Source organism: Cytobacillus sp. Hz8, from assembly GCF_042263505.1.
In the GTDB taxonomy this organism is placed as follows: Bacteria; Bacillota; Bacilli; order Bacillales; family Cytobacillaceae; genus Bacillus_BE.
Window position 1 is genome coordinate 1 of the sequence record NZ_JBHKFI010000003.1, and the last position, 20,010, is coordinate 20,010.

Genomic DNA, 20,010 nt, shown 5'->3' on the forward strand with positions numbered 1-20,010 from the left:
CGACACTATAACCATACTAGATACCAATGGAACCTAAAAAAGATGACTCCTGTACAGTACAGGAATCATCTTTTACAGATAGCCTAGGCCTTTTTTTTAAATGTCCTTTACAAAGGGTACACTTTAATGCTGGTAAGCCTCTTTTTTTGCGGGAAACAAATTCCTTATGTATTTGCGCCCGCTGACTTGGATCAGCTGTTTTAGCGGTCTTTATTGTCCTTGTCATTTGCATCTCTTTGGTCTTCAATGATTTCTTCACCCGGATCATTGTTGTCAGATGCCGGATCTCCATCATCATCTGTATTGATATCGTTATCTTCCTTTTGATCCATTGGATTGTTTACATCATTGTCATCCGCATCGTCGTTATCGTTGTTGTTGTCTGCATCATTATTAACATTATTATCATTGGTATCCGCTGGGTTCCCTACATCTGGCGGTGGATTTTGATCGTCATCATCATCATTTATTCCACACCCCACTAAAAACATTGCTGATAACAAAGAACAACCTAATAACGATAAAAGCTTTTTCATTCGCAAAATCCTCCTTTCATCTTAGTAAATCTAAACTTTGCTCTGAAGTTGATGCCCATAGACCGACGTTGCCGTTGGTCTTTTGTAGGTTGCCCCGTAGTGGGGGATATTTTACATGGTGGGAAATGGAAAATGAGCTGGATGGTTAAGGAATTAGGGGACACGTTTTGAGAAGACTATTTTTTGGCTTTATAACAAAATTTTTCATTTGAAGTGATTGGGTGGATCTTCTTGGCTTCCAGTCCAAATCAAGCACCTGCTCAGACAGCCTTAACAAATCCCCATAACTTGCATCTCCAAAATAGAAGCTCTTACAATAATAGTTAATCTATAATCCGCTCTAAAAACTAACAATTTTTGCAAAAAACAGCCAAAATAAAAGGACCACTCTCCAATTCAAGAGCAGTCCCTTCAAAATCAAATCTTATTCTCCAAACCCAAAGCTGATTTCCGCTTCGCAAGCGAGTTCTCCGTCAACGGTAGCTATCGCCTTGGCTTTGCCGAAGGATTTACGTAGGCGAAGCATTTCTACTTCGAGGCGAAGCTGGTCGCCGGGTTTTACTTGTCTTTTGAAGCGGCAGTTGTCAATACCTGCAAAGAAGCCGATTTTTCCACGGTACTCTTCTTTGATAAGAACGGATACGGCACCTACCTGGGCAAGCGCTTCGACGATGAGAACGCCTGGCATTACAGGGTAATTGGGAAAATGGCCGGTGAAGAATTCTTCGTTCGCTGTGACGTTTTTGATGCCGACAGCTCTTTTTCCTTCTTCGACTTCTAATATTTTATCAACTAATAAAAATGGATAACGGTGCGGCAATATTTCTTTGATTTGTGTAATATCTAGCATTTTAGTACCTCCTACTAATATTAGGTTCTATGTACATTGTAATGGAAGTTTTTGAAAATGTCCAAATGGATTCAGATGAATTCTTCTTTTGTTTTGGTACAAAATAACGGCGAAAACTCCCACCTTTGAGATGAGAAAAGGAAGAGGGGAATGTTCTAACGGGTTCCGTTAACTATTGCAAACATTAAAAATGTAAGGCGAAATGGCCTTCAAATTGTATGGTAATTTGTAGGTCTATTTTTGTTGATATAAGGGGAGTTCGATCATTATTTTTGGAGAATTTGGATATTAAAATGTAGGAATACAATATCCAGTGTACCGCAGCAAAATACACGACATTTTTACTTGCAAATTTTTAATTTAAGGTTAGCCTCTGTTAGAACTGAATGTTGATTTTACTGTGTATGAAAAATAAACGGAAAAATTCCGTCTATATTGGGAAATACCCATATTTCCTTAAAAATAAGGGAAGTTTTTCCGTTTATATGATCCAAATCTTTGGATTTTGTCTTATTTAGTGCAGTTAATCGGAATATCTCCGCTTATATCTGCTACTTAAGCTTCCTCTCTATACATTAGCAGGAAATTCTCCGCCTATGAATTCTCATACATACACGAAATCGATAAGGAGAAATCGAAAATGGTTTGTAAACTTCTTAATGAGGATCATTCGTCATTCGCAATCCGAAGAATTAGCCATTAAAAACAAAAATAGCAAGGGGATAAACCCTTACTATTTCTAATGTTTTTTAATCTCTCTAGCCTTCCCATTTGTCCTACATTTTATTACATTTTAGTTTGCATTTTCCTGTGTAAATTGACGTTTTGCGATAGTTGCAGAACCGTTAGGAATATTCCCTCTTCCTGCACTACCTAAAATCGTAAAACTCTATTCCTTATCTACCAAATCAACGATATGAGTCCAAGTTGATTTATGAAATACTTCACCGGGTTTTCCGTTACCGAGGGCGCTGTAGCCGATGATGGCACCGAGCAATAAGGCGAGTACCATGACAACCGCAACAATGATGACCCGAAGCCAAACGGGAATCAGGCGCACGCGGATTCTTTTTCTTTTTTCACTTAATTTCTCCGTTTGTGCATCACGTTCTTTTTTCACCTGCTCACGTGTTACCGAAGCTTCATGGCTATTATTGTTTACTGACATCATTTTAACCCCTTTTAACGAATTCCATTGACAAGACCTTGCATTTGGTCAGATAACGTGACGGAACGAGATTGAAATTGGTAAGCTCTTTGAACATTGATTAAATCAGTCATTTCCTTCGACAAGTCAACATTGGATTGCTCGAGGGCACTGCCTTGAATGCCGATTTGGTTTCGTAATGGTCCATTTAAATCCGTGACAATATCATCCACGGTTGCATCAAGCTCGGCATAATTAGATGGCATTCCATACAAACTGTTTCCTTTTTGCTCCAAGAATTGCGGCTTGTTCACCTGAACAACACCCAGATTAAAGGTTTGTCTTCTGCCGTTACTCATATCGGCAACAAGTTGACCATTTTCTGTAACGGTATAATTCGCTACATCCCCAGTAATCGAAATTGGCTGGTCATTTTCATCCAGAATAGGATATCCGTCACCGTTAACAAGCATCACTTCATTGTCTGAAACAGGTGATAAATACAGAGCCCCGTTTCTTGTATAGTTTATGTCCATTTCGTTTCCATTTTGCACAAGAACTTTATACATCTGCCCTTCTTTTGTAAAAGCTGTATCGAGTGAGCGCGAGGTGCTCTTAATGGGTCCCTGAGTCATGACGAGCTTTGACTGAGCGAGCTTTGCCCCATTTCCTTGACGAATTCCGTTTGGTGTTAAACGTCCAACCTCGTTCCCTTTGACTGGCTGGTTATTAAATTGCTGATATAATAAATCTGTAAATTGTGCTTCTCTTCGTTTATATCCTGTGGTATCCACGTTCGCAATATTATTACTGATGATATCCATTTGCTTTTGCAATTGTGAAAGTGTATTCGATGCTGTAATCATTACCCGATTCAAGCGTTGCTCCCCCCTTCTAAAAGATGACTATTTCTATATGAGAATAACCATTCTTAAAGCTTTCCAATTTCATTTGCTGCTTTTTCCATGCTGCGATCATAAGCTTGCAGCACCTTTTGATTGGCTTCAAACGCACGATAGGAAGAGAGCATGTCGGTCATTGTCTGATTAATATCGACATTGGAATCTTCCAAGAAGCCTTGCTGGGTTTTGAACTGGATGCCTTCTGTGTTATAAGCACTATTCAACGCAGTCCCGTCCTCTGTCCGATAGAGTCCATCGCCTTCTTTGATTAACTCCAGTGGATTATCAGAATAGCCGATGCCGATTCTTGCTCTGGCACCTGTTTCGTCTGTCACAAGACCAGTATCATTCACTTTAAAATTCTCGCTTGAAAGTTGAATGCGATTTCCTTGATCATCTAAAACATATTGTCCACTTGCCGTTGTTAAAAAGCCTAAACCATCGAGGGTAAAGTTCCCGTTTCTTGTATAATGCGGTTTTCCATCTGCACCTTCAACCGTAAAAAAAACAGAACCTTTTTGCCCATTTTCACGGTTAACCGGCATATTGATATCAATAAGCGCAAGGTCGGTATTTAATCCTGTCTCGCGGGGATCACCCTGAATGAATTTTGGAATGGCTTCCTGCATATAGACACCGGTATTCAATGCACCTACTCGATTATTTACGGGAAGATTTAACCCGCTTTCTGTGGGAATCGTTTTTTGATCGATTCTATTTAATAGCATCGCTGGGAATGCTCTCAAGGAAGCTTGATCCGCCTTAAATCCCGGTGTATTTGCGCCTGCCATATTATTCGAAAGCATCTCTGTTTTGCGCTGCTGGGCCAGCATTCCGGACGCTACGGTATAGAACCCTCTAAACATATCCATCACCTCAGGTAAAATAGAAGCGCACTTTTTTGCTATAATCAGAACCACTTTGCGCTCAAATTGATTTCATTTTATCAAAAATATTACATGAACATTCATTAGACAGATTTTCACTTATATCTATTATAAAAAAGTTTTTTCGAATAAACAGTATATTTTTGCGAAAAAGGTGTCGAAAAAGTAGAAAAAAGCGACCAACATTGGAAAACTATTATGTTTCTGCCAATGCGAGCCACTTTTTCCCTTATATAAATTAACCTAGTCTTCTTTTTGGAAGCTTATCGATGTTATCTAACATCATTCCTGTTCCAACCGCGACACAATCCATTGGATCCTCTGCAACAAGAACAGGAACCTTTAATTCTTCAGCTAAAAGCATATCAATTCCGTGAAGAAGCGCTCCGCCCCCTGTTAAGATAACTCCGCGATCGATAATATCTGCTGATAACTCAGGTGGTGTTCTTTCTAGGACGCTTTTTGCTGCTTGAACGATGACCGCAACAGATTCACGAAGGGCATGCTCAATTTCTTCAGAATGGACTGTAATCGTTCTTGGTAGGCCTGAAACCATATCACGGCCGCGAATTTCCATTTCTTCATGTCGAGAATCTGGGAATACCGTTCCGATATTGATCTTGATATTTTCTGCTGTACGTTCCCCAATTAATAACTTGTATTCACGCTTAATGTATTGGAGAATTTCATTATCAAATTTATCTCCAGCCATTTTGATAGAAGAGGAAGTAACGATATCCCCCATGGAAAGAACGGCAACATCTGTGGTTCCGCCACCGATATCAACGACCATATTTCCGCTAGGTTGGAATATATCCATGCCGGCGCCAATAGCAGCTACCTTTGGTTCTTCTTCTAAGTAGATTTTTTTCCCGCCGCTCTTTTCTGCTGCTTCTTTAATTGCTTTTTGCTCCACACTTGTAATGTTTGTTGGGCAACAAATCAAGATGCGTGGTTTGGAAAGAAAGCCTTTAACATTTAATTTGTTAATAAAATGTTTTAACATTGCCTCCGTAACATCAAAGTCAGCGATAACGCCGTCTTTTAAAGGACGGATAGCTACGATGTTTCCTGGTGTACGACCGACCATTTTTCTTGCTTCCTCACCTACCGCCAATACTTTATTGGTGGATTTATCAATCGCCACAACAGATGGTTCATTCAGTACAATTCCACGGCCCTTTACATGAATCAGTACATTAGCCGTTCCCAAATCAATTCCTATATCCCTAGCAAACATTCCTTAATATCCTCCTTGAGCAAATAGTCCGGTTCGACCTGTGATCACCTAAATTATTAGACTCATATTCAGCAGCATACTCTCGCAGATTTTTATATTCTCTATATGCTTGTTGCCACTTCAACCATGACTTACGGCGCCAACAAGTGAACTACATATTAACTTTTCAAATCATGTGCTACCCTAATTGAATATTCTATCATACTTTGTCAGAAGAAAGTAACATTTTGTCAAATTTTGACCTATCCTATGTCAGATTCGTGGCTTTGCCCTTAGTTTGACCAATTAAGGGGAGTCTAATCTTCTCTTTTGAGGATTGTGAGGCGTTTTTTTATTGAGGGGGATGTTGGACTATAAAACAGGCTTTCCTACATGCCAAAAGTCTAGTCTGGCAAAATATACTCCTTCGCCTGACTAGACTCCGCTTTTCATGGACACAGTTGGGTGCCTCCTCTTTATTGGACAGGCTCCCCTTCCAGTTCTTCTTTCTTATACTTTAGCTTGGTTGCTTCGCCGCCACGTAAATGACGGATGGATTTATGATAATCTAATATTTCCTTTACCTCGTTAGCAAGCTCTGGATTAATTTCAGGAAGCCTTTCTGTCAAGTCTTTATGGACCGTACTTTTGGATACGCCAAACTCCTTCGCAATCACGCGAACCGTTTTTCTCGTCTCCACGATATACTTTCCAATCTTGATAGTTCTCTCTTTGATGTAATCGTGCACACCACTCGCCCTCCCTAAAATGGATGTGAGAAGCGTGAAATGAGACTCTCGCTTTTACCTTCAGACACACCTTCTGCTATTACGAAAAATAAACAGGTCTTCAACGAAATCCTCTTCAAATACTGTTCAAACGATCCCCCACCTCAAACACTCTCTTTATAGGTTTGTAACCATTGTATTAGCTTGGATACGGGATTATGCACGAAAAATCCAATCTGGACAAGGCATTGTATAAATTTTTTGAAAAATAGGACGCTTTAGATCCTTTTCACTCCTATCCTGCCATTAAAAGATCGGTATTCCGTCGTCAAATAATGGCAAATCGACAAAAACTCATTTTTCCACAATGCTTATGTATTTATTCGTCGTTTATTGATCATTTTCCCGACAAATTTCTCGGGAAATATTCATAAATTTCCTTTTTAATCGAAAATTTCCTATCATCTGATAAAATATGAGTTTTTTCCCATTTTTTTATCAGAATTGGGTCTTTTACCACTTTTTCCACCAAAATTTTTATATATATTGTATAGTTATATAGAGATAGAAAATATCTAAAAGTTTCTAGGAAAGGGGTGAATATTGATGAAGCTAAACTCTTTTTTAAAAGTTTTTATAACTTTTATCCTATTCCTTTCCTTTCTTACGCTACTGGAAAGACCAGCAGAAGCCTCGACAACCTATAAAAGTAAAGTGAACGCAACATCGCTGAATGTACGTTCAAAGGCGGGAACGCAGTATTCTGCCATTGGTTCTTTAAAGAAAAACCAAGTGGTTTCCGTCTCTAAAGTATCGGGCAGTTGGTCCTACATAACAGCCGGAAAGACGAAAGGATGGGTTTCATCAAAGTATTTAGCTTATGTTAGCTGGAAGGGGTATGTAAATGCCACATACCTTAACGTACGAAAATCACCAAGTACAAGCAGCGCCAAGTTAACTAGTTTAAAAAAAGGAACTACAGTGACCATTAAGGGTCAGCATGGTAATTGGGGAAAGGTTTATATTTCAAACAAAAAGGCATATGGATGGCTTTCTCTAAATCATATTTCCACAAAACCAGTTTCAGTCGCGACTCCATCAAACACCGTGAAAACCTATTATGTGACTGCAGATGTATTAAATGTTCGCTCATCAACATCTACGTCCTCATCGAAAAATATTCTTTTCACGATTAAAAAGAATGAAGCGGTTCAGGTGACTGCCACACAGGGAAATTGGGGAAAAATCAAAACAAAGGCGGGAAAAACCGGCTGGGCTTCTCTTACATACCTAAGTACCAAAAAACCATCAACACCTCCTGCCAAACCTTCTTCCAATGATCCCTCTTCAAGGTCAATTGAAGATAAAGTCATCGTTTTGGATGCCGGACACGGCGGATATGACCCAGGTGCACTTGGAAAGAAATTTAATGAGAAGACATTAACTTTAAAAGTAGTCCAACAAATTAAATCTCTTCTTGAAAAAGAAGGAACAAAGGTTGTTTTAACCAGATCAACTGATACCTACATTTCATTACCTGCTCGTGTGACCATCAGCCACCAATATAAGGCAGATGCTTTTGTAAGTATCCACTTCAATTCCGGCAGCAAAACAGCTGCGGGAATCGAAACCTTCTATTATTCAAAGAGCAAGGATTACCCATTATCCAACTATATTCGCGAAGTATTAATTGATTACACCGGCATGAAAAATAGAGGAACCAAATATGGCGACCTCCATGTTTTACGGGAAAATAATCAACCAGCTACTTTGTTAGAGCTAGGATTCCTCTCTAATCCAAATGAAGAAACCAAAATTTCAACTACTTCCTACTTTCAAAAAGTTGCAAGTGCAGTCGTTGAGGGTTTAAAAGTATACTTTGAAAATAAATAGGTTGTTATGGACAGGCTATTTGTTTTTAAACGAAAAAAGTCCCGCAGTCATTATTACGACTGCGGGGTTTTTCTATTTTTAAGAATGAAGGTTTGTGCCTTTTACAATTAGGCACCTACTGAATCATTGTTTAGGCTCTCTTCATCAGAGGGGCTATTCGTGTCGACATCTGAGTTATTGGTTTTCACTTCGTCTTCGTCTGTTTGGTTAGATTGATCAGAATCTACTTTTTTGTCAGAAGTTGAATCCTTTGATTCTGGGTCAGTTGCTTTATCAGCACCCTCAGTTGAATTGTCTGTAGCACCGCTGTTATCCACTGGCTTTGTTGTACCAGTGACATCGGCTTCCTGCAAGGCACTGAAAGGTCTGTTAAAATAATCTAACGGATTGACTGGGACGTTGTCTTTGCGAATTTCAAAATGAACATGGATGCCAGCTTTTTCATCAAATTGGCTTTTTCCTGCCTTAGCAAGGGTTTGTCCTTGTTCGATTTGATCGCCTTCCTTCACACTGATGTCCGCAATGGATTGATATTGCGTGATAATGCCTTCATCATGCTCAATCTCAATCACATTTCCTAATAGCGAATCCTCTTTCACGCTTGTAACGGTTCCACTTAATGCGGCAACCACATTAAAGGTTTTTCCGTCTTTTGATTTGATATCAATTCCCGTGCTCGGATAATACGTATTATTATAGACCACCAGAGCATCCTCTTGCTCTTTTTCGCTACCATTCATATCATAGAATTGCTTGTCTATTTCCACTGTATCGGGATTAGTCACAGGCATCACAAAATTTTCCATGGAGCGATTGACCTCAACAGCAGGTTCTTTCTTATTTTTCCCTGCATCCTTAGTAGCCTCATACTTATACTTATCCGTATTTTGATCCTTGCTGATGTTTTGATACCAAAGAACCGCGGTTAGAATGATTGCTGCGCTTGCAATGTATACTGCTGGGAATACCCAACGCTTTTTAAAGAAGCGCTTGAACCCTGCCTTCTGAGAAGATTGTTTCTTTTCTTCCTCTCTCATTTTCATCACCTCAGCAATCATTCTGAACAATTCTGAAAAATTATATACATGGCTTGAAAAAAATTTTTTTTGCTTAGTTTTTGCAATTGGATGACGGATTATTCATGGGGGGTGAATTTTTTTGAAGGGACTGGGGGGTTCGTTCCAGGATTAGGAGGTTCTTTTATCGAGGGTTTGGGGGATGGGCTATTGTTTTTTTGTAGGATAAGGGTTTGGGGGATGGAATCATTGTTTAGTTTCTAGCTTGGGATAAAGGACCGCCAGGATTAGGGCTTGCGAGTTGGAAATTTTTTTGGGCATTCTGAATGTGTGTGACTGGATTAAGTGAATGGACTTAGACTTCTCGTTTGGTTTGAGGGGGATTGATTTTTTATAAGGTAATTTCATTTTAAAAGTAATTTCCGTTGACTTCCGTTTGAATTTATCGTTTATTCGGACACGGAGGAAGGACTCTTTATTATTGATTCCTGCTTGAATGTGAATGAACCACTCTTTCGGACTCCTTTTGCTCGTTTCCCCCGATTCCTGTCCGAATACTCCCAATCTTTCGGACCCGCGAGCTTTTATATTGATAACAGTTTCTCTTCTTTCAATTCGGGTTTTTTCCGTTCCTTCCTCTCCCTGATCAAAAGCTTTTTTTATCAGTCTCCCCTTTTCACACCCATCATTCGCCAGTTGCCTTTATTCTTCCACTTTCTTCACACTAATAACCCCATACCTCCTTCTCCCCCCTCAAAAAAAAGACCAAACCCACCCCAGGTTTGATCTCATGACAATACTCCTTATTTCTTCGCCATAATCTTATTTAAGAAAGGACTTGAGGATGAAACACTGACTCCTTTGTAATAGTATTTGACGATGTCTTTATAGGTTTTGCCGGCCTTGGCCATTCCGTTGGCGCCATATTGGCTCATGCCTACTCCGTGACCGTAGCCTTTGGTTTTGATAATGATGTTTTCTCCTTTACGTTCCCAGCTAAAATCGGTTGACTTGAGGCCTAGTTTTTCGCGGATGTCTTCTCCTTTAAACGTTTTTCCCCCGACTTCCACCTTAGAGACCCGTTTTCCTTCAGTTCTGGCGGTGACGGTTCCGATATTTTGCCCACTTAGTTTTACGCCAAGGATGGTCTCGAATTGCGAGATGGTCATAACCTTTTGACTGTTGAATTTTGGTGAGTCCTTATCCCAGGGGCTTGGGACGCTTGTTAAATAAGGAAATTGATTGCTCCAAATTTCTCCGGAATCCTCTGTGTAGCCGTTACTTGTTGAATAAAAGGTTGCATCAATCAGACTTCCTTGATAAGTAATGATTTCACCACTTGTTGCATGAACGGCATCTTGGATTTTTTTCATTTTCCACTGATAATCCATACCCCATTCCTGCTTTAAGTCGTTTGTGTTTTTAAAAACTTGATGGAGAATAGTATCGGAGACTAGGGCTCCTTGAGGGAGGTTCGATTTCTTGTTGCTCATCAGCTGCTTTACAATATAGGTTCTTGCCGTTAAGGCCTGGGCCTTTAAAGCTTCCATTTCAAAGTCAGCTGGCATTTCTGAGGCTACAACCCCAATGACATATTGATCAAGAGGGAGTCTTTCTAGCTTTTCCTTCTCTGTTCGATAGACGGACACTTCTACGGCTGGTCCAGTTCCTGTCTCTTTGGCCTCCCTCTTTGGTACCTTTTCCTTCGTTAGATTTTCAGTGAACTCCCCGCTCGCCCTTTCACCGGAAAAAGGGATAACGAGTAATGATGGTACCAATAAGGTGACGGTGAATAAAATAATGGCTAGTGTGATGATAGGTTTGATTTTTGTCATGTTTTTGAGCCTCCATACGATGAATATCTCAGGCACACGATTCCTTAAATAAGAATGCCGAGCTCTCTACATTCAATCTTATGGAGTTGGACAAGCATTTATGACATGAAAAAAAACATCCTTTATGCAAAATCAGAGGTTTAATTTTTTGGTTTTTGGACCATATTATTTATATCATTGTTTTTTTCGTAAAATAAAAAACCGCAGAAGCAGCCACTTCTACGGCTCATGATCCATATCATATAAAAAATTATGCGTTTAAATCAGATACAAATGTGTTTGGAACAGTTGGAATTTCATCTGCTTCATTAATACGTTCGATATTTGCACCTAAGTCAGCTAGCTTCTGATGGAAATTGACATAGCCTCTATCTAAATGCTTCAATTCCGTTACGCGTGTCATTCCATCTGCTACTAAGCCAGATAAAATTAAGGCCGCTGCCGCACGAAGGTCAGTTGCAGCTACTTCGGCACCTTGTAGATTAGATGGTCCATTCATAATAACAGAACGGCCTTCAATTTTAATATCTGCATTCATTCTGCGGAATTCCTCCACATGCATGAAGCGGTTTTCAAATACCGTTTCCGTAATCATGCTTGTGCCCTTAGCATGTAATAATAAGGACATCATTTGTGCTTGCATGTCAGTTGGGAAGCCTGGATGCGGCATGGTTTTGATATCCACCGCCTTTAATTCATCAGGACCAATGACACGAACTCCATCATCTTCTTCAATAATCGTAACGCCCATTTCTTCCATCTTCGCAATTAAAGAAGTTAAATGCTCTGGAACGGCACCCTTCACGAGTACATTTCCACCCGTGATGGCTGCAGCCACCATGAAAGTCCCTGCTTCAATGCGATCAGGAATCATGATATGATCTGCACCAAAAAGCACTTTAACGCCTTCAATACGGATTGTTCCTGTGCCGGCGCCTCTTACTTTTGCACCCATTTTATTAAGGAAATTGGCTAAGTCCACAATTTCTGGTTCCTTTGCACAATTTTCAATCGTCGTTGTGCCTTCTGCGAGTGTAGCAGCCATCATAATATTTTCAGTTGCACCAACACTTGGGAAATCCAAATAAACCTTTGCTCCTTGCAGGCGACCCTCTACTTCTGCTTCAATAAAGCCATTCCCAACCTTTACAGTTGCACCCATTGCTTCAAAACCTTTTAAATGCTGGTCAATCGGACGTGATCCAATTGCGCATCCACCTGGCAATGCTACACGAGCACGGCCATTACGCGCTAATAAAGATCCCATAACTAAAACAGAAGCACGCATTTTACGTACATATTCAAAAGGTGCTTCGTTCTTTAACTCTCTAGATGCATCGACAGTGATTTCGTTATTGTTAAACGCGACATCAGCGTTTAAATAGCGTAATACTTCATTGATTGTGTATACATCGGAGAGAGTTGGCACATCACGAATTACGCTTTTTCCATCACTTGCTAATAATGATGCGGCGATAACTGGCAAAACAGCATTCTTTGCTCCTTCTACTTTTACAGAACCGCTAAGCCTTTTTCCGCCGCGGACGATGATTTTTTCCAAGTGTATTCCCCTCCGCGTCCAATATCTATATATTAATATTCAATCGTTATGATTGGGGTTCCAACTACGAAGGTCGTTACCGAGCCCAATCCTTCATTTCTAAGTCCAATTTGCATGTTTATATCATGACTGCTTGAGAAAAGAGATTCTTCAAAAAATGGTGAATAGGCTGAGATCGAAATAAATGATTTTTCCTTTAAGCCTTCGATTTCTTTCGCCTTATATGCTTTCAATAATTTATTTACAGTATTAGGCAATGACGTTTCCATATTATCATTGAATTCGCCTTTTATACAAGAGAAAATTGTGGCATTTCCCCGAAAAATGTCTGAAAGCTTTTCAGGTAATTCACTTTTTAAGAATTGCTTGCTTTTGTTGTCCAAATCCTTTCCCTTTACCTCATATAACAAGTACGTTTCCTTATTGTCATTTGTGAGGGTTGAAAGAATGGTGATGCTTTCTTCTCTATTTTCTCGCGATAGAACGGCTTTCGATTGCCAATGGTTTTGGTCCGTTTCTGCGCTCCATTTCCAATCGGAAAATTGCTGTTGAAGTGTTTTTACATACTTCTTGATTTCTGCTTGATTAGAAACAAATTCCAATTTTTCTCTTGCATGCAGAGACCATCCATTGATAATAATATTTTCGCCTTGAATTCCACTTACTAACGTCATTAAATCCGTATCCGCGCTCGCTTCCTTTGCTTGGATCCCATGGCTTGACAGCAGAAAGCCAATCACAACCATGATTGAAATATAAAGCTTCATTTCTTTCATAGTATGTCTCCTCCCCTTAATACCATTGTTACCAAAGTTTCAGGGGACATACTTGGGAAATGTCGTCACTTTTTGACAATCTCGAAAAGCAGGGTTACTTTTCCAATTTTACTTTAAACACACACAAATTAAATTCTACCTAAATTGGGAAGAAAAAGATACATGTATGAAGGCCTAAATTTTTACCATTTTAACCGATGAATGAATTTTGGCCTTTCAAATCCTTTTAACGAATTCATTTGGTATGTATAAAATCAATGTGATATAGAAATGATCACTATATCACAAGAACTGTCGCTTCATTAAGTCCAATTTTTACCTTTGGGATAAAACTATCTTTGCAGTATTTGTGGTAGTTGCTGGGACCAGAGAAGATAATCCAGGAAAAAGTTACTTACAATCGATCCAAGGGCAATAGACAATAATATAAACAGTAATCTTGCTTGGAATACATGATTTTTCTTTAGCAATCGTTCAAATTGAATCGCTTGCAAAGCCCACCACGCTAAAGCAATAAAAACTAAGTGTGAGAAAATACTTATTAATGCCTGCTGTCCGAAATCAGCCATCATCATTTCTCCCCTCCTTCTTCCATTTTTTCTCCGTAAAAAAAAGAGCCAGATGGCATAATTCTTACATTAGGCTAACCATTTTTTCACCTATATCATTGTAATTTCATCCATCATCATAGGCATCTTCATTCAATCTGCTCCATGATTGATTTTTGATATAACTACCAAAATTTTTCCTGAAAACTCATATCCCAAATACATTTTAGCACCGTTTGATTTAATAGGAAAGTAATCCCACCCCTTTTGAAAAAAATATATGTAAAATATTTTAAAAATATTTCAACTTTGTAAAATTCATCACTTTTTCATGACAAAAATTCGTTTTGAACATAGGTAATTGCTTGACTGCATATACTTATTTTTTCGATAAAAATGAATTTGGGGATAACGGTGTTTTTGGTAGATGTATGAACCGTAGCTGGACTGGCCTATAGATGTTCTCCTCAATGGGCACTTTTGTAGTATCCGGCCTATTAAACTGTCCTTTTGGCAAATCCAATGAACCGCAAGTGCTAACCAAGACATCCAAGAGAATTGGTGTGAAGAGTGTATCAGTGAGAGTTTATTGCTTATTTTACAATTGTAATGCATTTCGATTAAATTCGACATTTATCCTGGGGCCTACCATATTTATACACTTCTTTAGAATATGCAAAAAGAAGGAGGAAACATTCCCCCTTCTTCATTATTTTAAGAAATCCGTAAATTGGTCAAAATTGGAATGCAAGAAGTCTAGCCCGATGTTTGGCATAATTCCGAACAAGAGCGTAGCAATGACACAAATCCCGATGACTATTCCTGTTCCAACTGGTACTTTGATTTCCCCATGATCATGTGGTGCAGGTCTTAAGAACATTTGCGTTAAAATGCCAAAGTAGTAAAAGTAAGATACGACCGTTGTCGCAATCATGACAGATGCAAGAACAAAATGATCCTGAACCAGGGCTCCAATAAAGATATTGAGCTTTCCGATAAATCCTGCCGTTGCAGGAATCCCTGCTAAGGAAAGAATGAAAATCCCCATTGATACCGCTATAACCGGTGATCGACGATAAAGTCCTGCGAATTGACCAATATCCTCGTTATCTGTTGCTTCTGTCATTAATTGAATCACTGCAAAAGCCCCTAAATTCATGAAAAGATAGGCCCCTAAATAGAACCACATCGCATCAAACATCACAAAGGACATGGCGGCAATCGCGACAAGCAGATAACCCGCATGAGCGATGCTGGAATAAGCAAATAACCGCTTGATGTTCCTTTGTCTTAGCGCGACCACGTTTCCGATGATCATTGTGGCGCCAGCCAAGAAAGCTATATAACCCTGCATATTCACGAGTAAGGACACCGAGTTCGGTCCTTCTGAAGGAACATTGGCAAAAATAGATAGGATGACGCGAATGATTATCACAAATCCAGCTGTTTTGGACACTACGCTTAAGAAAGCTGTGACAGGGGTTGGTGCCCCTTGATAAACATCCGGTGCCCACATATGAAACGGAGCTGTAGCAATTTTAAACGATAGGCCGATAAAAATCATCAAAAAGGCTAATCCTAAAAGATAAACCTGCTGCTCATCCATAATCGCTGCTAGCACCTTGGTCATATCATTAAGATTGGTCGTACCCGTTAAACCAAATACATAGCTCATTCCAAATAAAGTGACTGCTGATGAAATACCTCCCGTTATCACATATTTCATCGCCGACTCATTGGACTCAAGCCGATTTTTTCTTATACCTGCTAAGATATAAGAGGAAATGGATAAAAGCTCCAAGCCAACAAATAAGGTGATTAAATCTCCACTTGATGCCATCATCATCGCCCCAAGCAAGGCCGTTAAGAATAAATAGTAGAACTCACCTCTAAATTCCGACATGCCTGTCTTTGGCTGATAACTTATTGCAAGGAGCATAACCAATGCTGCGCCAATTAATAATAAAATTTTGAATGCCTTCGCATAAGCATCTAAGCGGAACGTATTATAAAGAATCGTTACCGTATCATGATGAAGCAATCCTAATAGAGAAGCTAACGCTGCCAGAATTCCTACAAACCCAATCCAGCCTAATATTTTCCGACCCTTTGCCTTAGACGGCATAAATATATCCAATAAGGAAAGAACGGTCGCTACGCCAAGGATGATGAACTCTGGTGTCATCACGCTCCACTTAAATGACAGTAATGTATCTAGATCCATCCTTCATCACCCTCCAATCCCAAGTAAGATAGTCTCAAGTGTGGCTTTCAATGGTTCGCTTAATACACTTGGGTAAACACCAATTAGGACAATCAGTCCAACTAAGACAATGACCGGAACGTATTCAATGGCCCGAATATCATCAAGCCCTTGATAAGAGCGATTGGCTGCTCCAAAGGTCATGCCAAGGACTGCTCGAAGTAAATAAACGGCCGTGATGATAATCCCTAGAGACCCGATGGCAGCAAGAACTGGCATTTCATTGAATAAGCCTAGGAACACCATAAATTCACTAACAAAGCCGGACATCCCTGGTAAGCCAAGAGAAGCCATCGCAGCTGCCAGTAAGAATCCGGATGTTATAGGAAGGGCTTTGGCCATTCCCCCAAGGCGATCGATCATTGAAGTGTGAACACGTTCGTACATGACCCCTACTAAGAAGAAGAGGAGAGCAGAAATTAATCCGTGAGAAACCACTTGGAAAATGGCCCCCTGGATTCCGGCTTCATTCATCGCACCAAGACCCATTAGAACAATGCCCATATGAGAAATGGATGAGTATGCCAGTACCATTTTAAAATCGGTTTGCACTAAAGCTAGGAATGCTCCGTAAAGGAGATTGATAACTCCTAAAATCACAATCAAGACATCTAGCTTTTGAAACTGTTCCGGGAAGATTCCCATTCCAAAGCGGATTAAACCGTAAGCGCCAATTTTAAGTAGGACACCAGAGTGCAGCATAACAATAGCTGGTGGCGCTTGAACGTGAACCCTCAGCATCCAGCTATGCAAAGGGAAAATCGGAAGCTTTACTCCAAATGCAATCAATAAAGCTATGAATAAACCATATTTCATCGATCCAGAAATAGGTGCAATCAGATCAACATTGGGTGAACTCAAAATAGTCTTTAATGATTCAATATTGGTTGTTCCCGTCCTTGCAAACAGGATGATAATCACAATCAAGAGAATCGCAGAGCCAATGCCGTTATAAATCAAGTAGCTGAACGCCGCATTTTCTTTTTCAAAATACCCCCACTTGCCCACAAGGAAGAACATTGGAATTAAGGTAATTTCAAAGAAGATGAAGAAGAGAATTAAGTTTTCGGCTGCAAAGACACCGAGCATCCCGATTTCTAATAAAAGAAATAAGAGAAAGAAGCCCTTCCATTCTTTTTTAATATAAATACCGGCAATGGCTGCGAGAGTTGCCAGAACTGCCGTTAGCACAATCAATACGAGCGAAAAACCATTGACCCCTAGCTCATATTTGACCGCATATAAATTTTCATCTAACACTTGCAAATCACTAAAGCGAATCCAGTCTATTTTTTCGCTAAGTGTTTTTAAACTAGTACCTGCCTGATACTGAATGAAGGCCGTTAGCGCCAAAATCGTTGCTGGCAAGGTTGCAAGAAAACCAACAACCTTGATGGTTGCTTCTCGCGTTTTTGGGATAAATGCAAGGACCACCATGCCAAGTAATGGGGAGAATACAAGCAAAGAAAGAAAATGATTGAGATTCATCGAAAGTACCCCCCTGCCAAAACAAATACCGCCATAATTACCGCTAAACCAACAAAGGCGATGGTTCCATATACTTGAACCTGACCGTTTTGTATTTTTGAACCGATTTTTCCCAGCTTGTGCACGAATACCGCTACCCCTTTAACGATTCCCTCGACAAGGAATAATTCGATATAGCGAAGGAATAGGCTGAAAACCTTTGTCGCATAGATAACCGTATATTCATAAAGTTCATCGATAAAATACTTATTATATAAAATCCCATACACTCCCGGGATCTTCCCTGTAATCCAATCTCTTGCGATAATCTTTTTCCCATAAATGAGCCACGCAAGAAAAATTCCAAGCAAGGAGACACCTGTAGCTAAGAGCATAATCCAAGCAGGCCCTTCCATATGTCCATGTCCTAATGCTTCATTGCCATCCACTAACCAATCCCCTAAGAAGGATCCGAACCAAGGTGTATTCACATAACCGGCAACAATGGCCAAAATCCCTAAAATGAGCATCGGCCCAGTCATGGATGACGGAGATTCATGGACATTCTTCATTTCACTGCGGGCTTCCCCTGTAAACACCATAAAGAAGAGGCGGAACATATAGAACGCCGTGAAAAAGGCGGCGATCACAGCGAGAATGAAGAGCACCGGATGCCCAGCTTCCCAAGCTGCTACTAAAATCTCATCCTTACTAAAAAACCCGGAAAAGAGCGGGACGCCACTAATCGCCAAAGTCCCGATTAAAAAAAGTGGACCTGTCAATTTCAACTTTTTCCATAGACCGCCCATTTTCTCAATATCCTGCGTCGAAACCGCGTGAATCACGCTTCCTGCAGCAAGGAATAATAACGCTTTAAAAAAAGCATGGGTCATTAAATGGAACACCCCTGCTACATATCCAGCGGAGCCAAGGGCGAGCATCATGTATCCAAGCTGACTCACCGTTGAATAAGCGAGTACCCTTTTAATATCCTTTTGCACCAAGCCGATGCTAGCCGCAAAAATGGCGGTAAAGGCACCGACAATCGCAATCGTCAACAATGCTGTTTTACTTGCCGTGAATAGTGGAAATAGAGCCGCTACTAAATAAACCCCTGCGGCAACCATGGTCGCTGCGTGAATCAATGCAGATACTGGCGTCGGACCTTCCATCGCGTCCGGTAACCAAGTATGAAGCGGGAACTGACCAGATTTTCCAACCGCTCCAACAAAGATCAAAATCGCGGTCAGCGTTATCATATTGGTGGAAATAGCCCCTTCATTTACAGCCTGAAAAATTTCCCCATATTCAAAGCTACCAACCTGCCAAAATAGGAGAATCATGCCGATTAAGAGACCAACATCCCCGATCCGCGTCATGATGAACGCCTTTTTAGCAGCTTTCTTTGCTTCTTCTTTATAATAATAGAATCCAATTAATAGGAAGGATCCAAGACCAACAAGCTCCCAGAAAATATAAGTTTGCAATAGATTCGGCGAAATCACCAAGCCTAGCATTGCAAAAGTAAATAATCCTAAATACGCATAGAACACCGGAAAACGTTCGTCGCCACGCATATACCCCTTTGAATACGTATGTATGAGGAGGCTGACGAGCGACACGATGACTAGCATTAATGCATTTAGTTGATTAACTTCAAAACCCGCTGTTAATCCAAGGTCCCCAATTTTCAACCATTCTGCTTCAGCCTTGAAGCTCGGTGCGGTAAACCGTTCAAAGAGTACCAACAGGGAGAACAGAAATGCGCACAATGTGAGCATAATCCCAATATAAGCACTCGCTTCTTTAAGGCGTCTGCCGAACAAAAGCAGGAACAGAAAAGATAAAAGCGGGAAAAGCGGTATGATCCATGCATTCTCCATCAATATCACAATCCCCTTTTTTAGAATGAACAGGACACTTTGCTTGAGCTCCGCTAAATATATACTACGGACTGCGGCTTAGGTTGATGTGCCCTGATTCTTCTGTAGAATGATAATGGAAATTCCATCTATTTTATTGCTTGTTTTTTATGATAGAACGATGATGTTTTGGACTATATTTTCGCTTTGAGCGTGAGGCTGAATTCGAAAGCTTCACGTTTATTAGTGCTGAATACCTATTTATGCGCGAAATTTTGAGTATGTTACTTGGGAAGTTCAATGTTGCTACGCAAAATTAGATGTTGTTCGCGAAAATCACATGTTGCTCGCGACTTTCTTGATTTGTTCGCGATTTTTATATTCCAATTGCCAAAAATCAAAGTTTATTCGCAAAAAATTAAGGTTTATTCGCGACTTTCAATATTTATTCGCGAAAAGTCGGGGTTTATTCGCGACTTTCGAATTTTATTCGCGAAATCATCACTTTTATTCGCGAGTT

17 protein-coding genes are annotated in these 20,010 nt (G+C 40.1%); 2 read left to right on the forward strand and 15 right to left on the reverse strand.

The window, feature by feature from the left end; translation table 11 throughout:
* A partial coding sequence (locus tag ACE38V_RS05170; protein WP_375839666.1) for an IS3 family transposase occupies positions 1–87 on the forward strand: 87 nt, incomplete at its 5' end.
* Positions 88–200: 113 nt separating this feature from the next.
* Here ACE38V_RS05170 and ACE38V_RS05175 read toward each other — a convergent pair.
* From ACE38V_RS05175 to spoIIID, 7 genes are all read right to left on the reverse strand, one after another.
* Entirely contained in the window at positions 201–536 is a 336-nt protein-coding gene (locus ACE38V_RS05175; protein ID WP_375840144.1) for a hypothetical protein, read from the reverse strand.
* 424 nt (positions 537–960) lie between these two features.
* Complete coding sequence (gene fabZ / locus ACE38V_RS05180) at positions 961–1,386, reverse strand: 3-hydroxyacyl-ACP dehydratase FabZ (RefSeq protein ID WP_375840145.1); 426 nt, start codon at positions 1,384–1,386, stop codon at positions 961–963.
* An 889-nt stretch (positions 1,387–2,275) separates the two neighbouring features.
* A complete protein-coding gene (locus ACE38V_RS05185; protein ID WP_375840146.1) occupies positions 2,276–2,554 on the reverse strand; it encodes a DNA-directed RNA polymerase subunit beta in 279 nt (92 codons plus the stop codon).
* Between the two features lie 14 nt (positions 2,555–2,568).
* Positions 2,569–3,411, reverse strand: a complete 843-nt coding sequence (locus ACE38V_RS05190) for a flagellar hook-basal body protein (RefSeq protein WP_375840147.1) — start codon at positions 3,409–3,411, stop codon at positions 2,569–2,571.
* Positions 3,412–3,464: 53 nt separating this feature from the next.
* Positions 3,465–4,301, reverse strand: coding sequence for a flagellar hook-basal body protein (locus ACE38V_RS05195; protein ID WP_375840148.1), 837 nt, complete (start codon positions 4,299–4,301; stop codon positions 3,465–3,467).
* A gap of 259 nt (positions 4,302–4,560) precedes the next feature.
* On the reverse strand, positions 4,561–5,562 hold the full coding sequence (gene mreB / locus ACE38V_RS05200; protein WP_375840149.1) for a rod shape-determining protein: 1,002 nt from the start codon (positions 5,560–5,562) through the stop codon (positions 4,561–4,563).
* 455 nt (positions 5,563–6,017) lie between these two features.
* The gene (spoIIID, locus tag ACE38V_RS05205) at positions 6,018–6,290 is read right to left on the reverse strand and encodes a sporulation transcriptional regulator SpoIIID (protein ID WP_075983156.1); all 273 of its coding nucleotides are present in this window, start codon (positions 6,288–6,290) and stop codon (positions 6,018–6,020) included.
* A 585-nt stretch (positions 6,291–6,875) separates the two neighbouring features.
* Between spoIIID and ACE38V_RS05210 the strand changes: the two genes are divergently transcribed.
* Positions 6,876–8,162 carry an N-acetylmuramoyl-L-alanine amidase family protein gene (locus tag ACE38V_RS05210; RefSeq protein ID WP_375840150.1) on the forward strand — a complete coding sequence of 429 codons (1,287 nt, stop codon included), beginning with the start codon at positions 6,876–6,878 and terminating at the stop codon, positions 8,160–8,162.
* A gap of 107 nt (positions 8,163–8,269) precedes the next feature.
* Here ACE38V_RS05210 and spoIIQ read toward each other — a convergent pair whose 3' ends face one another.
* The 8 genes from spoIIQ to nuoL all read right to left on the reverse strand — a co-directional run bounded on the left by spoIIQ (position 8,270) and on the right by nuoL (position 19,514).
* Positions 8,270–9,199, reverse strand: coding sequence for a stage II sporulation protein SpoIIQ (gene spoIIQ / locus ACE38V_RS05215; RefSeq protein ID WP_375840151.1), 930 nt, complete (start codon positions 9,197–9,199; stop codon positions 8,270–8,272).
* 782 nt (positions 9,200–9,981) lie between these two features.
* Positions 9,982–11,013 (reverse strand): stage II sporulation protein D, encoded by a 1,032-nt coding sequence (spoIID, locus tag ACE38V_RS05220; RefSeq protein WP_375840152.1) that lies wholly within the window; start codon positions 11,011–11,013, stop codon positions 9,982–9,984.
* A 250-nt stretch (positions 11,014–11,263) separates the two neighbouring features.
* On the reverse strand, positions 11,264–12,574 hold the full coding sequence (gene murA / locus ACE38V_RS05225; protein ID WP_375840153.1) for a UDP-N-acetylglucosamine 1-carboxyvinyltransferase: 1,311 nt from the start codon (positions 12,572–12,574) through the stop codon (positions 11,264–11,266).
* 32 nt (positions 12,575–12,606) lie between these two features.
* Entirely contained in the window at positions 12,607–13,350 is a 744-nt protein-coding gene (locus tag ACE38V_RS05230; protein ID WP_375840154.1) for a YwmB family TATA-box binding protein, read from the reverse strand.
* 332 nt (positions 13,351–13,682) lie between these two features.
* Positions 13,683–13,922 (reverse strand): DUF1146 family protein, encoded by a 240-nt coding sequence (locus ACE38V_RS05235; RefSeq protein WP_375840438.1) that lies wholly within the window; start codon positions 13,920–13,922, stop codon positions 13,683–13,685.
* Between the two features lie 685 nt (positions 13,923–14,607).
* Positions 14,608–16,122: an NADH-quinone oxidoreductase subunit NuoN gene (gene nuoN, locus ACE38V_RS05240; RefSeq protein WP_375840155.1), complete on the reverse strand. Its 1,515-nt coding sequence runs from the start codon at positions 16,120–16,122 to the stop codon at positions 14,608–14,610.
* 6 nt (positions 16,123–16,128) lie between these two features.
* Entirely contained in the window at positions 16,129–17,649 is a 1,521-nt protein-coding gene (locus ACE38V_RS05245) for an NADH-quinone oxidoreductase subunit M (RefSeq protein ID WP_375840156.1), read from the reverse strand.
* Positions 17,646–19,514 (reverse strand): NADH-quinone oxidoreductase subunit L, encoded by a 1,869-nt coding sequence (gene nuoL / locus ACE38V_RS05250; RefSeq protein ID WP_375840157.1) that lies wholly within the window; start codon positions 19,512–19,514, stop codon positions 17,646–17,648. Before nuoL ends, ACE38V_RS05245 begins: the two co-directional genes overlap by 4 nt.
* Positions 19,515–20,010: the final 496 nt, after the last annotated feature.

Coding starts and splice junctions, on each gene's coding strand:
- ACE38V_RS05175 (WP_375840144.1), bottom strand. CDS start 536: ATGAAAAAGCTTTTATCGTTATTAGGTTGTTCTTTGTTATCAGCAATG.
- fabZ (WP_375840145.1), bottom strand. CDS start 1,386: ATGCTAGATATTACACAAATCAAAGAAATATTGCCGCACCGTTATCCA.
- ACE38V_RS05185 (WP_375840146.1), bottom strand. CDS start 2,554: ATGTCAGTAAACAATAATAGCCATGAAGCTTCGGTAACACGTGAGCAG.
- ACE38V_RS05195 (WP_375840148.1), bottom strand. CDS start 4,301: ATGTTTAGAGGGTTCTATACCGTAGCGTCCGGAATGCTGGCCCAGCAG.
- mreB (WP_375840149.1), bottom strand. CDS start 5,562: ATGTTTGCTAGGGATATAGGAATTGATTTGGGAACGGCTAATGTACTG.
- ACE38V_RS05210 (WP_375840150.1), top strand. CDS start 6,876: ATGAAGCTAAACTCTTTTTTAAAAGTTTTTATAACTTTTATCCTATTC.
- spoIIQ (WP_375840151.1), bottom strand. CDS start 9,199: ATGAGAGAGGAAGAAAAGAAACAATCTTCTCAGAAGGCAGGGTTCAAG.
- spoIID (WP_375840152.1), bottom strand. CDS start 11,013: ATGACAAAAATCAAACCTATCATCACACTAGCCATTATTTTATTCACC.
- ACE38V_RS05230 (WP_375840154.1), bottom strand. CDS start 13,350: ATGAAAGAAATGAAGCTTTATATTTCAATCATGGTTGTGATTGGCTTT.
- ACE38V_RS05235 (WP_375840438.1), bottom strand. CDS start 13,922: ATGATGGCTGATTTCGGACAGCAGGCATTAATAAGTATTTTCTCACAC.
- nuoN (WP_375840155.1), bottom strand. CDS start 16,122: ATGGATCTAGATACATTACTGTCATTTAAGTGGAGCGTGATGACACCA.
- ACE38V_RS05245 (WP_375840156.1), bottom strand. CDS start 17,649: ATGAATCTCAATCATTTTCTTTCTTTGCTTGTATTCTCCCCATTACTT.